Below are 14107 nucleotides of genomic sequence, written 5' to 3' on the forward strand. Positions count from 1 at the left end.
GCCACTGGTGTCGCTACGGCACGGCGTCGCGCTCGACCGGGCAGCTCATGCAGCGCGGGCCGCCCCGGCCCCGGCCCAGCTCGCTGCCCGGAATGGTGATCACCTCGATGCCGCGCTTGCGCAGATGGGTGTTGGTGGTGGCGTTCCGCTCGTAGGCGACGACCACGCCCGGCTCGACCGCCAGGACGTTGCAGCCGTCGTCCCACTGCTCGCGTTCCGCCGCGTGCACGTCCTGCGTCGCGGTCAGCACCCGGATGTCGTCCAGGCCCAGGGCGGCCGCGATGGCCCGGTGCATGTGCTCCGGCGGATGGTCGGTGACCTTGAGCTCCTGCTCCTCGGCGCCCGGCTCGATGGTGTACGACGGGAGCATCCCCAGCCCCGCGTACTGGGTGAAGGTGTCCCCGTCGATCATCGTCATGACCGTGTCCAGGTGCATGAAGGCCCGCCCCTTGGGCATGTTCAGCGCCACGATGGTGCGTGCCGAGCCCGCCGCGAACAGGCCGCGGGCCAGCATCTCCACCGCCTGCGGGGTGGTCCGCTCGCTCATGCCGATCAGCACCGCGCCGTTGCCGATCACCAGCACGTCGCCGCCCTCTATCGTCGACGGATAGGCCGCCTGCCCCTCCGACCAGACGTGGAAGCCGCCGTCCGAGAAGAGCGGGTGATGGCGGTAGACGGCTTCGTAGTGCACCGTCTCGTGCCAACGGGCGGGCCAGCGCATCGCGTTGATGCACACCCCGTCGTACACCCAGGCGGAGGCGTCCCGGGTGAACAGGTGGTTGGGCAGCGGATCGATCAGGAAGTCATCCGGGTCCATGACGTGGAAGCGCACAGAGGTCGGCTCCGGGTGGCGCTCCAGGTACTCCCGCTTGGTCATCCCGCCGACCAGCGCCTCGGTCAGCTCCGGGGCGGACAACTCCTCGAAGGCCGCGCGCAGGTGATCGGTGGCGAGCGGCCCGTACTCCTTCTCGTCGAAGACCCGGTCCAGCACCAGGGACCGGGCCTCGGGCAGGGTCAGGCTCTCCGCCAGCAGGTCACCGAAGAGATGCACCTCGACCCCGCGGTCCCGCAGCACGTCCGCGAATCCGTCGTGTTCCTGGCGGGCGCGCCGCACCCACAGCACGTCGTCGAAGAGCAGTGTGTCCTTGTTGCTCGGCGTGAGCCTTTTGAGCTCCAGGTCAGGGCGATGCAGGATGACGCGTCGCAGACGACCGGCCTCTGAATCGACATGGAATCCCATACCCCCATCTTGGCCGTCCGGGCGCCGGATCGGGCGCTGAGCGGCGAAGCCGGGCGCGGCCGTGTCAGGCCGCGGTGAGGATCACGATCAGCACCAGGGCCACGGCGATCACGCCCAGCAGCATGGAGACCCACAGCTGGCCGGGCTGGAGGTCGAGCCGCCCGCTGTCGCCGCCCCGACGTCCCCGCACCCACGAGCGCCGTGGCCATGCCCACCGACGGCCGGTCCGGCCGCCGTCCGCCCCGCCGCGGCCGGCCTGCTCGCGCTGTTCGCGTGCGCGGCTTTCGCCTGGGTGGTTGTCCCGGAGCCTGATTTCGCGGGAGCTGCTTTCGCGTGCGCGGTTGTCGCGTGCGCGGTTGTCGCGGGGCCGGGTGGTGGCCGGGTCGGCGACCTGGGACGGGTCGGCGCGATGGGACGGGTCTGTGCGGCGGGAGGCGTCGGCGTCGGGGACCGCCGGCGCCATGACGGGCACGGCGGACAAGAACAGCGCCCGCCAGCCGGACTCGCCGAATCCGGCCGGACCCGGGCCCTCCAGAATGCGGTGCACCACCTCGCGGCCCGCGCCGTCGGGGGCCTGCCACAGCCGGGGCAGGGCGACGGCCAGCAGTTCGCAGGTGCGGCCGCGTCCGGTGCGCGGCCGGACCAGCCCCTCGTAGAGCGCGACGGCGTTGCGGATCCGGGTGCGTGCGCCCAGGCGCGGGTCCTCCTCCGGCTCAGCCCCCACCGGGCCGGGCGCGCGCTCAGGGCCTGCGCTACCGCCGTGCGATGCGTGGGCACGGCCGTCCTCGCCCTTGACCGCGCCGACTCGCCGGTCCACGTACAGCAGCGCCCGCAGCACTTCCGCGCAGACCGCGTCCGCCGTCTCCGGGCGCCGCCTTCCGGCGCGGGCCACCAGCTCATCGACGACCGCGGCGCCGCGCCGGGCGGATACCCCCTCGTCCAGCACGCTCAGCAGCACCCCGTCGTCCGCGTCCGCCAGCACCGCGCCGACGGCGTCCCCGCCGCGCCGCAGCGTCTCGCGCACCGCGTCCGGTGTCGGGCGGGGACGGCGGGGCACCCCCGCGCGGGCCACCGCGGCGATGGTCCTGGCGCCGGCCGGCCGACCGGCGGCGGCCACCCCGTCCGCGACGGCCGGCCCGTCGGTGGCGGCCATCCCATTGACGGCGGCCACCCCGTCGGCGGCGGCCCGTGCGTGCGGTTCCTGCGGCATGGCTCAGACTCCCTGTGCTCGAACGGATCGATCGCGCCGACGCGTGCCTCGGCCGCGATCACGGGCCGGGGATTCCGGAGCACCCGGAGCGTCCGGAGAGATGGACGGCGGGGCGCCCCCTTGTTCGTCCCGCCGCCCTGCTCCGGTGCCGCGTCCCCCGGCCGCGCACACCCCCGTGGCCCGCGGCCGGCTCTCCACCACACCGCGGCCCGTGGGCACCGGTACGCCGTCCTGCCTCGCTCACCGGCGCCTCCCGCGGTCACGCCACCGGGAAACCACCATCGCCGCGGCGCGCGGGACGGGCTGTAGCCGTTTACACAGTCGCGGCCGATTCCTTCGCGCCCCGCGGGCGCGCATGGCACGGGCGCACGGACCGACGCCAAAGGGCCCAAGGGGAAATCCGTCCGGCGCCTGGGTCCGCCCGGCGGCCTCGGTCCACCGGGCGCCGCGGGCGTCACTCCGGCCGCCGGGTCAGCCCTCGCGTCCCTGGGCCAGCAGCCGCAGCAGCGCGATGTCCCGCACCACGAAGCGGCGTGGTCCGGTGGTGACCACGCCCTGGTCGCGCAGCAGTCGCAGCGCCTTGGCGACCGCTTCCCGGGTCGATCCGACGGCCGCGGCCAGGTCGTGTTGCGGCAGCGGCAGGTCGACCACGATGCCGTCGGGGCCCGGCCGCCCGGTGCGTTCGGCGAGTTCGACCAGGCGGGCGGCGAGGCGCTGCAGCACGCGCTCGGAGGCCAGCGAGCGGCGCTCGCCGTCCGAGCTGCGCAGCCGTGAGCTGAACTGACGCATGATCAGAGCGGTGGCGGTCGGCCGGGCGGCGAGGTACGCGCGGAACCGTTCACCCGTCACCACGACGGCCTGGACCGGACCGAGAGCGGTGACCGTGGCGCTGCGCGGGCGGTGGTCGATGGCGGCCTGGTCGCCGACCACCTCGCCCGCGCCGCGCAGCGCGAGGATCAACCGGATCCCGCGTTCGGTGCCGACCGAGACGGTGGCCCAGCCGGAGAGGATCGCCACCACGAACGAGGTGCTCTCCAGCTCACGCAGCAGCACATCGCCCGGCCGGTAGCCGCGGCGGTGTCCACGGCCGAGCAGGGCCCGGCGATCCTCGGCCGGGAGCGCGGCGAGAAACGGCCGGCCGTTCTCGAAGAGACTCATCCGCCCCTCCCCGCTCGGTGTCCGGGACCGGGCGTCCTGCGACGAGCCGGATACCGAACGTAGGAGAGTCGGCCGACCGCGTCAACGGCGGTGCACCGGGGGGCCTTTGGCCGGTCTCCACGACGCCGCGAAGACCGACCAGAGTCCCGCCGGAGACCCGCCGATGACCCGCCAAAGACCCCTAGAGCCGGGGGTCGACCGGCTCCGACTCCAGGGCGAGCACCGCGAACACCGCCTCGTGCACCCGCCACAGCGGCTCCCCGTCCGCCAGCCGGTCCAGCGCTTCCAGGCCCAGGGCGTACTCCCGCAGCGCCAGCGACCGCTTGTGGCCCAAGTGGCGGACGCGCAGCCGCTTCAGGTTCTCCGGGCGGGTGTACTCCGGACCGTAGATGATCCGCAGGTACTCCCGGCCACGGCACTTGATGCCCGGCTGGACGAGCCTGCCGTCCTCCTTGCGCAGGAACGACTGGACCGGCTTGACCACCATGCCCTCGCCGCCCGCCTCGGTCAGCTCCAGCCACCAGCGCACACCGGCCGCGACGGATGCCTCGTCCTCGGTGTCCACATACAGCCGGCCGGTCTCGCGCAGCAGTCCGCTGGTGTCGTGACGCACCATCCGGTCGAGCCAGGCCAGCTGCTGATCGTGCGGAACGGTGGCCAGGTTGCGGCCCTCGGCGGCGAGCAGTTGGAAGGGGGCGAAGCGCACCCCGTCCAGCCCGTCCACCTGCCAGCAGTAGCGGCGGTAGGCCTCGGTGAAGGCCGCCGCGTGCGCCGCGCGGTCGCGCTGCCGGGCCAGCAGCCCGCCCTCGCCGCCGATGCCCTCGACACCGCGGGCCTCGGCCGCCTCCAGCGCGGCCATCGCGCCGGGGAAGACCGCCCCGGAGGCCGCGCCGACCGCCGCGTACTGCCGGCGCAGCAGGCCGGAGGACTTGAGCGACCAGGGCAGCAGCTCGGCGTCGATGAGCAGCCAGTCGGTGGACAACTCCTCCCACAGCCCGGCGCCGGTGACCGCGTCCCGGATACGGGACAGCACCTGCTCGGTGACGGAGGGACCCGCTGGGGGCACCCCCGGACGAAGTCTGGGGGAGGAGCCGCTGATGTCATCCGTGAAGAAGGGACGGCCGGTGCGGGTGTGTACGGCCCCGGTGACCTGGTCGGCGACGCCGAAGCGGGTACGGGCGACGTCGGCGTCCCGGCACACCAGGGCCACCGCCCGCGACCCCATGTGCTTCTCCTCGCACACCACCTGGCGCACCCCGTCCGCCCGGTAGGCGGCGAACGCCTCGGCGGGGTGCTCCAGATAGCCCTCCTCGGCGGCTCCGTCGACCTCCTCCTTCGAGGTCGCGCACGGCGCCATGGTCGGCGGGAGGTAGGCGAGCAGCCGCGGGTCGACGGCGAAGCGGCTCATCACCTCCAGCGCGGCGGCGGCGTTCTCCTCCTTCACGGCGAGCCGGCCCATGTGCCGGGTTTCCACCACGCGCCGCCCGGCGACGTCCGCGAGGTCCAGCGGACGGGCGTCCGAGCCGGCCGGCTCTGCGGCGGTCAGCGGCTTCGCCGGCTCGTACCAGACCTGCTCGGCGTCCACGTCCACCAGCTGCCGCTCCGGCCAGCGCAGGGCGGTCAGCTTGCCGCCGAAGACGCAACCGGTGTCCAGGCAGATGGTGTTGTTGAGCCAGGACGCCGCCGGGGTCGGGGTGTGGCCGTAGACGACGGCGGCGCGCCCGCGGTAGTCCTCGGCCCACGGATAGCGCACCGGCAGGCCGAACTCGTCGGTCTCGCCGGTGGTGTCGCCGTACAGGGCGTGGACGCGGACCCGGCCGGAGGTGCGGCCGTGGTACTTCTCCGGCAGGCCGGCGTGGCACACCACCAGCGCGCCGCCGTCCAGGACGTAGTGGCTGACCAGGGAGTCGATGAACTCGGCCGCTCTGCGGCGGAAGTCCGGGTCGGCGGCGTCCTCCTTCTCCAGCTGCTCGATGGTCTCGGCCAGCCCGTGGGTCCGCTGGACGTTGCGGCCCTTGAGGTAGCGGCCGAGCTTGTTCTCGTGGTTTCCGGGCACGCACAGCGCGGCGCCGGAGGCCACCATGCCCATCACCAGGCGCAGCACGCCGGGGCTGTCCGGCCCGCGGTCGACGAGGTCGCCGACGAACACGGCGGTCCGGCCCTCGGGGTGCCGGGCGTCGACGGGGCGGCCGAGGGTGTCGCGTTCCAGGGTGTATCCGAGGGTGGAGAGCAGGGTCTCCAGCTCGGCGCGGCAGCCGTGGATGTCGCCGATGATGTCGAACGGGCCGGTCAGGTGACGCAGGTCGTTGAAGCGGCGCTCCAGGACGATCCCGGCGGCGTCGACCTCGGCCTCCCCGCGCAGCACGTGCACCTTGCGGAATCCCTCGCGCTCCAGGGACCTCAGGGAGCGGCGCAGCTCGCGGCGCTGGCGGGGGATGACGTGGGCGGGCATGGCGGCCCGGTCCGGGCGCTCGGCGTTGCGCCGGGCGCAGACGCTCTCCGGGACGTCCAGCACGATGGCGACGGGCAGTACGTCATGCTCCCGGGCGAGCTTGACCAGCTGACGGCGGGCCTCGGGCTGGACGTTGGTGGCGTCCACGACGGTGAGCCGCCCGGCCGCCAGCCGCTTGCCCGCTATGTAGTGGAGCAGGTCGAACGCGTCCGGGGTGGCGGCCTGGTCGTTCTCGTCGTCGGCGACGAGGCCGCGGCACACGTCGGAGGAGACCACCTGGGTGGGCAGGAAGTGGCGCCGGGCGAAGGTGGACTTGCCGGAGCCGGTGGTGCCGACGAGCACCACCAGGCTGAGGTCGGGTACGGCCAGGCCGCGAGTGTCGCTCATGCCGCCGCCTCCTTCGTGGTCACGGTCGTGTCATCGCTGTCGCCGGTGGTGTCGCCGGTGCTCTTCTTCTGACTGCTGCTGTCGTCGCCGGTGCCGTCGGCCGGCCCTTCGCCGAGGCGGAAGACCGCCAGCTGGGTCGGCGATCCCACCTCGGGGTCGTCGGGACCGACCGGCCGGAAGTCCACGGTGTAGCCATGGCGCCGGGCGACCTCGCCGGCCCAGTCGCGGAACTCCTGCCGGGTCCACTCGAAGCGGTGGTCGGCGTGCCGGCTGTGCCCGGCGGGGAGGGTCTCCCAGCGCACGTTGTACTCGACGTTGGGTGTGGTGACGATGACCGTCGCGGGCCGGGCCGCCCCGAACACCGCGTACTCCAGGGCGGGCAGCCGGTCCAGGTCGAGGTGCTCGATCACCTCGCTGAGCACGGCCGCGTCATAGCCCGCCAGCCGGCTGTCGGTGTAGGTCAGTGAGCCCTGGAGCAGCCGCACGCGCGCCGACTGCCGCTCGGACATCCGGTCCAGCCGCAGTCGTCGGGCCGCGATGTGGAGCGCGCGCATCGACACGTCCACGCCGACGATCTCGGTGAACCGGACCTCCTTGAGCAGGGCGGCCACCAGCTGGCCCTGGCCGCAGCCGAGGTCGAGCACCCGTGCGGCGCCGGTGGCGCGCAGGGCCGCCAGGATCGCCTCGCGCCGCTGGACGGCCAGCGGCACCGGCCGCTCCTCGGTGTCGGTCGTCTCGTCGACGGCGTTGTCGAGGGTCTCGGCCTCGGTGTCGTCCGCCTCGGCGAGCCGCGCCAGCTCCAGCCGGTCGAGCGCGTCGCGGGTCAGGGAACGGCGCCGCGCCAGATAGCGGTTGGTGATCAGCAGCTGCTCGGGGTGGTGCTCCAGCCAGCCGTCTCCGGCACGCAGCAGCTTGTCCACCTCGTCCGGCGAGACCCAGTAGTGCTTGGCGTCGTCCAGTACCGGCAGGAGTACGTACAGATGGCGCAGTGCGTCCGCGAGCCGCAGCTCGCCGTCGAGCACCAGCCGCACATACCGGGAGTCGCCCCATTCGGGGAAGTGCTCGTCCAGCGGCACCGGCTGGGCGGTGACGGTCCAGCCCAGCGGCTCGAAGAGCCGCACCACCAGCTCGGCGCCGCCGCGCGCGGGCAGCACGGGGACCTCCACACGCAGCGGCAGCGCCTGTCCGGGCAGCTCCGGTCGCGCCTTGCACTGGGCCTTGAGCGCACTGGAGAAGACCGAGCTCAGGGCGACCGCCAGCAGTGACGAGGCGGCGTAGGGCCGGTCGTTGACGTACTGTCCGAGGGCCAGGTGCGCGGCCCCGCCGGGTGCGGCGCCCTTGCCACGGCCGCGTCGCACCAGCGCCACGGGATCCACCTCCAGCAGCAGCGCGGCGGTGCAGCGCTCGGGCGTGGCCTCGGGGTAGAAGACGTGCGCGGTGCCGTGGGAGGTCGAGAACTGCTGCGTCTTCTCCGGGTGCTTGTGCAGCAGATACCCGAGGTCGGTTGCCGGCTGTCCGGCGGTGCCAGTGGTGGTTATCGTCAGAAACACCCGGCTGAGTATTCCCCGTGCCCCTCGCTCCCTCCTATCCTTTTTCGCCGTCGCCGTCGCCGTCGCCGTCGCCGTCGCCGCTTGGGGCCGCGGGGCTCGCGGAGGAGTCCTCCGCGTCGGTGGCCTGGCCGCTGAGCGCCTCCGCCACCTCGGCGATGAGGTCCGGGCCGACCCGGCAGCAGCCGCCGATGAGCCGGGCGCCCGCGTCCCGCCACGCGGCGGCCTGCCGCGGCCCGAAGGTGGGCTTGCCCCGCCAGCCCCGCTCCCGCGCATCCCACACCTCCCCGCTGTTCGGGTAGACCACCACCGGCTTTCCGGTGTGCTGCGCCGCGAGCCGCACGGCCGGGCCGGCGTCCGTGGGCTCGCAGCAGTTGACGCCGACCGCGATCACCTGGTCGTGCCCCGCGGCCAGCGCGAAGGCGTCGGCCAGCGGCTGCCCGGCCCGGGTGGCCGTGCCCGCCGCGCTGTAGGACAGCCAGACGGGCACCCCGCAGCCTTCGGCCGCCCGCAGCAGAGCCTCGGCCTCGTCGATGTCCGGCACCGTCTCCAGCGCCAGCACATCGGGGGCCGCCTCGGCCAGGGTCTCGATCCGCGGCCGGTGGAACCGTTCCAGCTGGGCGACGCTCAGCCCGTATCTCCCCCGGTACTCGCTGCCGTCCGCCAGCATCGCGCCGTACGGGCCCACCGATGCGGCGACCCAGATCTCCCGGTCCACGCCGGCCGCCGCGCGCCGTGCCAGTTCCACGCCGCGGCGCAGCAGGGCGGCCGCCTCCCGCCGCGGCAGGCCCCGGCGTGCGAAGCCCTGGTAGGTGGCCTGGTAGCTGGCGGTGATCAGTATCTGTGCGCCCGCCCGCGCATACGCCGCGTGGGCCGCTTCGATCTGCCGCGGGTCGTCGGCGAGCAGCCGGGCCGACCACAACGCGTCGGTCAGGTCGCAGCCCTGCGACTCCAGCTGGTTGGACAGCCCGCCGTCCAGGACGAGCGGTCCGCGCCGCAGCGCGGCGGCCAGCGGGGTGCTGGGGACGGGTGCGGACTCTCGGGCGGACGTCACAGGTACTGCTCCTCACTCAGGCGGTCGTCGGGACCTGAACCTCAGGCGGTCGTCGGGACCTGAACCTCTTCGTCGTCCCGGGCCTGATCCCAGGGCTCGTGGAGCGGCTCAGCCGAGCTGGGACCCGACCTGGTTGGCGATCAGCTCCAGGTGGTCGAGGTCGTCAAGGTCGAGGATCTGGAAGTAGAAGCGGGAGGATCCGGTCTCCGCGTACCGGCCGATCTTGTCGACGACCTCGGCGGGCGAGCCGGCCAGGCCGTTCGCCTTGAGCTCGTCCACCTCCCGGCCGATCGCGGCCGCCCGTCGGGCGACTTCGGCGTCGTCCTTGCCGACGCAGGCCACCAGCGCGTTGGAGTACACCAGGTCATCAGCCGCGCGGCCGGCTTCCTCAGCCGCCTTCCGCACCCGGCCGAACTGCCGCTCGCTGTCCTCCACCGAGGCGAAGGGGACGTTGAACTCATCGGCGTAGGTGCCGGCGATCCGGGGCGTGCGGTTGGCTCCGAGCCCGCCGATGAGCACCGGCACCTTGGCCTGGGCGGGCTTGGGAAGGGCGGGAGAGTCGAGGAGCTGGTAGAAGTCTCCGGCGTAGCTGAAGGTCTCGCCGACCGGGGTCTTCCACAGCCCGGTGACGATCGCCAGCTGCTCCTCCAGCCGGGCGAACTTCTCCTTGGGGAACGGGATGCCGTATGCCTGGTGCTCCTCCTCGTACCAGCCGGCGCCCAGCCCCAACTCCACCCGGCCACCGGACATCTGGTCGACCTGGGCGACCTGGATGGCCAGCACCCCGGGGAGTCGGAACGTCGCCGCGGTCATCAGCGTGCCGAGCCGGATCCGCCGGGTCTCCCGGGCGAGACCGGCCAGCGTGAGCCAGGCGTCCGTGGGCCCCGGAAGCCCGTCGACAGCGCCCATGTGCAGGTAGTGGTCGGAGCGGAAGAAGGCGTCGAAGCCGAGATCCTCGGTGGCCTTGGCGACGGTGAGCAGGGTGTCGTAGCTCGCCCCTTGCTGGGGCTCGGTGAAGATGCGGAGATCCATCCTTCCATCCTGCACGCTTCCGGCCACCGTCAACGCCATGCCCCCGCCGCCGGTCGCCGCTTCCCGGCAGGGTGAAATTCCGCGCCCTCGGCCGGAACCGGCTGTCGCACCGGTTACCGGGGCGGTCGTGCGGTCGTTGCCCCGGGCGGGGCCGGACCCTCCGGTCCGCGCGCCGGTGGCCACGGTCCACCGCGAACGCACCACCGCCCTCCCCGGCCGGGAGGGCCGGGGCCGAGGAGGCCGTCATGCCGCAGGATGCCGCGTCCGAACCGTCCGCCCTCGCCGGGCCCCGCCCAGCCGGCGACTGCGGGGCGGCCGGGGCCACCCGGATCGCCGGGCGCGCCGGATCCGGGGCCGCCGGGCGGCAGGCGCGCCCCGGGGAGGGCCCGGGGGGCCTGCTGCGGCAGATGGAGGAGCTGATGGCAGCGCTCGACGCGGACCTGTCGCGCCTGGACGCCGAACTGCAGTCCGCCACGGAGCACCCGCCCGCGGACGGCTCCGGACCTCGCGCCTGACCACCTCACGCGGCACCACCCCGCTCCCGGACCTCCAGATGCCGCAGGATCCCGCGGACCCGGTCCCGCGACTCGTCCCCGGCGTCGATGGATTCCACGCACTGCCAGTACAGCGCCTCCTCCTCGGTGCCGGAGGCGACCTGGACCAGCGCGATGCCGGCGTCCCCCAGCAGCTCGGCGAGCGCGGGCAACGCCCGGCCCGGACAACGAACTTCGGCCAGCTGCGCGGCCCGTATGCCGCCGCTGCGGACGGCCGGGTGCCGTGAGGCGGGATGCTGGAGCGCGGCGCGCGCCCGCCCGGCGGCCTCGCCCAGGCCGCGCGCCTCGGTGCGCGCCTCCGGCGGGCCGTGCACCGCCAGATGCCCCCCGATCGCCTCCGCCAGGGCGTGCGCCTGCCACGCCTCGGCGACGACGTCCTGCTCCGTCCCGGCACCCGCCAGGGCATGCCGGTTGGCATCGATAAGCCGCATCGCGTCCATGCCCCGAACCCCTCTCCACGGACCTCACTGCCCGGTCAACCTTCCACTACCCAGAGTGATGGCCAACGGCCCGAAAAGCTAGGGGAATTCAGAAATCTGTTGACAGAAGTTGCGCTGTGGATAACTCGATCACTACAAAGAGTGACGACGGGGAGTGGTGGGGTCCTCCACTGGGAAGCGGCGCTCATTGCGCTCGATCTTCGCCGAGAGCGCGGCCAGCGGGTCGATGCCCAGCACCCCGCAGAACTGCAGCAGATACGCCAGGACATCGGCGACCTCGTCCTCGACGCGAGCCGCCGCCTCGGGGCTCTCCATAACCCGTGCCGACTCCTCCGGGGTCAGCCACTGGAAGATCTCCACCAGCTCGGACGACTCGACGCTCAGCGCGGCGGCCAGGTTCTTCGGCGTGTGGTACGGCTGCCAGTCGCGCGCCGCGGCGAACGCGGCGAGGCGGTGTTGCAGGTCGGTGAGGTCGGCTGCCGGCGCCGGACCGGATTCAGGGGCTTGGTTCACGCCTCCAGGTGTACCACCGTCACCGGCTCGCTTCCGCCCTCGCCCGCAGCGGCCCCCGCCCCCGCGCCCCCAGCCGCGCGCGCCGCCGGTACCGTGCCCGCCCGCCGGTCCGAGCCCCCGTCCGAGCGCCCGCCCGAACCCTCCTCCGCACCTCCGCGCGTCCCCGTCCCCGCGCCCGGGCCTCCGCCTCCCGCCAGGTCCAGGGCCTCCACGTCCCGCACCGCCCCCACCAGCCGGATATGGCCCCGGACGCACATCCGCCCCGCCACCCCCAGCAGCTCCCGCGCCTGCCGCCGGTCCAGGCACCGGTCGAAGCCGTCCGCCAGTACCGTCAGCGCCTGCTGCGCCGGTAGCACGTCCGCCACCTGGTCGACCTCCAGCACCCCCGGCCCCGTCATCAGGACCAGTGCCAGCGCCAGATACCGCAGCTCCCCGTCGCCCAGCCGCTCGACCGGCATCGTCCCCAGCTCGCCCTGGTCCAGCACGGCCCGCACCGCGCCCCCGGACAGCCGCTCGGTCGTCAGGCCCTCCACCGGCCCCGCGCACCCGGCGCGTACCGCGGCGACCAGGGCGGCGTGCCGGGTCGCGCACTCGGTCCGGGTGCGCAGCAGGACCGCGGCGAGGTTGTCGCAGTCGCCGCGCAGCCGCCCCTGCCCGCGCTGGGCGGGCACCCGCATCCGCTCCGGCAGCGGATCACACGGGAAGACCGAGCGCAGCGCGATCACGACCTGCTCGGCGGCGGCCAGCGTGAGCAGCTGCCCGGCGGTCTTGCCCGCGATGCGCAGCGGCAGCAGCGCGGTCGCCAGCCGGTCGTCGGGCAGCGGCGCGCGGGTGACCGGGACCGGTCCGGCGGTGTGCCAGGCCGCCTGGACCGCGCGACGGCCGGGATCGCGCAGCGCCGTCTCCAGCAGCGTCTCCCCGGCGCCGGTCATCCGCTCGCCGACGACGCGGAGTTCGGGCTCGGCCTGGATGGCGACATCCAGCCGCACCGGGCCGACCGGCCCGTCCACCGTGCAGCCGATCCGGAAACCGCGTCTGCCCTGGGCGTCGGGGCGCGCGCGGCGCGGCACACACGCCGCGGGATCGGGGAAGACGGCGTCCAGGGTCTCCCCGCCCGCCAGCCGGGACAGCGCCACATACGCCTGAAGCGCGCTGGACTTGCCGCTGCCGCTCGGTCCGGTGAACAAGGTCAGCGGCCCCAGCGGAAAGGTCGCGCGCGAGTGGGTCTTGAAGGCCGAGAGCCTCAGCTCGGTCACCGCCGGCCGCAGCCTGGATGTGCTCATGGCCGGAACGTATCCCGCCACATCTCCGCGGAAATCCGCCGAACCGTTACGCCCCGGGGTCCTTCCTACGATCGAGGGACGGCAGAGGACATTCGCGGCTCGGCCACCTCGGTGCCGGCCGGCGCGAGAAGGAAGACATTGGTGTCCACCCGGTGCATCCCGCTGCTGAGCCCGAAGACGATTCCGCTGGCGAAATCCAGGATACGACGCGCGACTTCGGCATCCGCGCTGGTGAGGTCGAGCAGCACCGGGATCTGGGCGAGCAGGTACTCGGCGACCTCGCGGGCGTCCGCGAAGCACTGGGCGCGGATGACGACGAGGCGCCGGTTACCGGAGACCTCGGGCTCGGGTTCCTCTTCGGGCAGTGCCCGGTGGTTCGGCCAGGACGGCCATTCGTTCCGGCCACGCAGCGGGACGACCTCGGCGAGCCCCTCCCACTGCTCGTCGGTGACGTCGAGGCGGGTCATCGGACCACCTCGCGGGCGAGCGCGCTGGATATCTGCATCAGGCAATTCTAGGGATGACCAGACCAATCCCTGACGGAGCGACACCCCGGCCGCGCCGCACCGCCGCCGAAAAGCGATGGACGTCGCGGACGAAGCTGCTGGATGCTCGGCCGCGGACGGCCACCCGCCGCACGGCGCCTGAAGAACAGCACGGCGTGGAACGTCCCATCGAACCAACCCAGTGACACTGCAACCGGATACGGAGCGAGGCTTCTCAGATGAGCGGGACGAACAGGGCCGCAGTGCTGACCCCGGGCGATGAAGTGACGGTCAGGCTGGTCAAACACCCCAGGCCCGACGTGCGGTATCCCGCGCGGGTCACCGCCGATGACGGCACCCATGTCGTGGTCAGCGCCCCGTGGGCCGGGGCCGCCACCCGCGACTTCGGCTTCGTCCGCTTCGAGAGCGGCGATGTGTTCACCGAGCACTACTGGCGCGACCGCTGGTACGCGGTGAAGGAGGTGCGCGGCGCGGACGGCACGCTCAAGGGCTGGTACTGCGATGTGACCCGCCCCGCCGGGGTGGAGCCCGGCGGCCTGGTCGTCGAGGACCTCGACCTGGACCTGTGGCTCTCCGCCGACGGCGGGACGGTACTGCGCCTGGACGAGGACGAGTTCGAGGCGAGCGGCCTGCCGCAGCGCGACCCCGCCTCCGCCGACCAGGCCCGCCGCGCCCTCGACGAACTGGAACGACTCGCCCGCGCCGGCGATCTGGCGGCCCAGCTGAGCTGA

General features: G+C 73.6%; 13 protein-coding genes. 2 read left to right on the plus strand and 11 right to left on the minus strand.

What is annotated here, in order from left to right:
* Positions 1-13 precede the first annotated feature (13 nt).
* The 7 genes from AC4BDD_RS06250 to AC4BDD_RS06280 form a co-directional block, all read right to left on the minus strand.
* Positions 14-1240 carry an arginine deiminase gene (locus AC4BDD_RS06250; RefSeq protein ID WP_490689965.1) on the minus strand — a complete coding sequence of 409 codons (1227 nt, stop codon included), beginning with the start codon at positions 1238-1240 and terminating at the stop codon, positions 14-16.
* A 64-nt stretch (positions 1241-1304) separates the two neighbouring features.
* Positions 1305-2450, minus strand: a complete 1146-nt coding sequence (locus AC4BDD_RS06255) for a serine/threonine-protein kinase (protein ID WP_490689966.1) — start codon at positions 2448-2450, stop codon at positions 1305-1307.
* 471 nt (positions 2451-2921) lie between these two features.
* Positions 2922-3608 carry a Crp/Fnr family transcriptional regulator gene (locus AC4BDD_RS06260; RefSeq protein ID WP_490689967.1) on the minus strand — a complete coding sequence of 229 codons (687 nt, stop codon included), beginning with the start codon at positions 3606-3608 and terminating at the stop codon, positions 2922-2924.
* Between the two features lie 181 nt (positions 3609-3789).
* Entirely contained in the window at positions 3790-6447 is a 2658-nt protein-coding gene (locus AC4BDD_RS06265) for a polynucleotide kinase-phosphatase (RefSeq protein WP_490689968.1), read from the minus strand.
* Entirely contained in the window at positions 6444-7997 is a 1554-nt protein-coding gene (locus AC4BDD_RS06270; protein WP_490689969.1) for a 3' terminal RNA ribose 2'-O-methyltransferase Hen1, read from the minus strand. Before AC4BDD_RS06270 ends, AC4BDD_RS06265 begins: the two co-directional genes overlap by 4 nt.
* 34 nt (positions 7998-8031) lie before the next feature.
* Positions 8032-9048: a homocysteine S-methyltransferase gene (gene mmuM, locus AC4BDD_RS06275; protein ID WP_490689970.1), complete on the minus strand. Its 1017-nt coding sequence runs from the start codon at positions 9046-9048 to the stop codon at positions 8032-8034.
* 108 nt (positions 9049-9156) lie between these two features.
* Complete coding sequence (locus AC4BDD_RS06280) at positions 9157-10080, minus strand: LLM class F420-dependent oxidoreductase (RefSeq protein WP_490689971.1); 924 nt, start codon at positions 10078-10080, stop codon at positions 9157-9159.
* Between the two features lie 245 nt (positions 10081-10325).
* Between AC4BDD_RS06280 and AC4BDD_RS06285 the strand changes: the two genes are divergently transcribed.
* Positions 10326-10595 carry a hypothetical protein gene (locus AC4BDD_RS06285; protein WP_490689972.1) on the plus strand — a complete coding sequence of 90 codons (270 nt, stop codon included), beginning with the start codon at positions 10326-10328 and terminating at the stop codon, positions 10593-10595.
* Between the two features lie 5 nt (positions 10596-10600).
* Here AC4BDD_RS06285 and AC4BDD_RS06290 read toward each other — a convergent pair whose 3' ends face one another.
* From AC4BDD_RS06290 to AC4BDD_RS06305, 4 genes are all read right to left on the minus strand, one after another.
* Positions 10601-11074 carry a DUF6099 family protein gene (locus tag AC4BDD_RS06290; RefSeq protein ID WP_490689973.1) on the minus strand — a complete coding sequence of 158 codons (474 nt, stop codon included), beginning with the start codon at positions 11072-11074 and terminating at the stop codon, positions 10601-10603.
* Positions 11075-11206: 132 nt separating this feature from the next.
* Positions 11207-11587: a nucleotide pyrophosphohydrolase gene (locus AC4BDD_RS06295; RefSeq protein WP_490689974.1), complete on the minus strand. Its 381-nt coding sequence runs from the start codon at positions 11585-11587 to the stop codon at positions 11207-11209.
* On the minus strand, positions 11584-12870 hold the full coding sequence (locus AC4BDD_RS06300; protein ID WP_490689975.1) for an AAA family ATPase: 1287 nt from the start codon (positions 12868-12870) through the stop codon (positions 11584-11586). Before AC4BDD_RS06300 ends, AC4BDD_RS06295 begins: the two co-directional genes overlap by 4 nt.
* A 65-nt stretch (positions 12871-12935) precedes the next feature.
* A complete protein-coding gene (locus AC4BDD_RS06305) occupies positions 12936-13337 on the minus strand; it encodes a cell division protein SepF (RefSeq protein ID WP_490689976.1) in 402 nt (133 codons plus the stop codon).
* A gap of 257 nt (positions 13338-13594) precedes the next feature.
* Here AC4BDD_RS06305 and AC4BDD_RS06310 point away from each other — a divergent pair, with 257 nt between their 5' ends.
* Positions 13595-14107 carry a ribonuclease FAU-1 family protein gene (locus tag AC4BDD_RS06310; protein WP_490689977.1) on the plus strand — a complete coding sequence of 171 codons (513 nt, stop codon included), beginning with the start codon at positions 13595-13597 and terminating at the stop codon, positions 14105-14107.

This window comes from Streptomyces sp. JLBT605 (assembly GCF_058215555.1).

Bases quoted from the DNA above. Each gene is read 5' to 3' on its own strand.
- AC4BDD_RS06250 (WP_490689965.1), bottom strand. From the start codon at position 1,240: ATGGGATTCCATGTCGATTCAGAGGCCGGTCGTCTGCGACGCGTCATC.
- AC4BDD_RS06255 (WP_490689966.1), bottom strand. From the start codon at position 2,450: ATGCCGCAGGAACCGCACGCACGGGCCGCCGCCGACGGGGTGGCCGCC.
- AC4BDD_RS06260 (WP_490689967.1), bottom strand. From the start codon at position 3,608: ATGAGTCTCTTCGAGAACGGCCGGCCGTTTCTCGCCGCGCTCCCGGCC.
- AC4BDD_RS06265 (WP_490689968.1), bottom strand. From the start codon at position 6,447: ATGAGCGACACTCGCGGCCTGGCCGTACCCGACCTCAGCCTGGTGGTG.
- AC4BDD_RS06280 (WP_490689971.1), bottom strand. From the start codon at position 10,080: ATGGATCTCCGCATCTTCACCGAGCCCCAGCAAGGGGCGAGCTACGAC.
- AC4BDD_RS06285 (WP_490689972.1), top strand. From the start codon at position 10,326: ATGCCGCAGGATGCCGCGTCCGAACCGTCCGCCCTCGCCGGGCCCCGC.
- AC4BDD_RS06290 (WP_490689973.1), bottom strand. From the start codon at position 11,074: ATGGACGCGATGCGGCTTATCGATGCCAACCGGCATGCCCTGGCGGGT.
- AC4BDD_RS06300 (WP_490689975.1), bottom strand. From the start codon at position 12,870: ATGAGCACATCCAGGCTGCGGCCGGCGGTGACCGAGCTGAGGCTCTCG.
- AC4BDD_RS06305 (WP_490689976.1), bottom strand. From the start codon at position 13,337: ATGACCCGCCTCGACGTCACCGACGAGCAGTGGGAGGGGCTCGCCGAG.
- AC4BDD_RS06310 (WP_490689977.1), top strand. From the start codon at position 13,595: ATGAGCGGGACGAACAGGGCCGCAGTGCTGACCCCGGGCGATGAAGTG.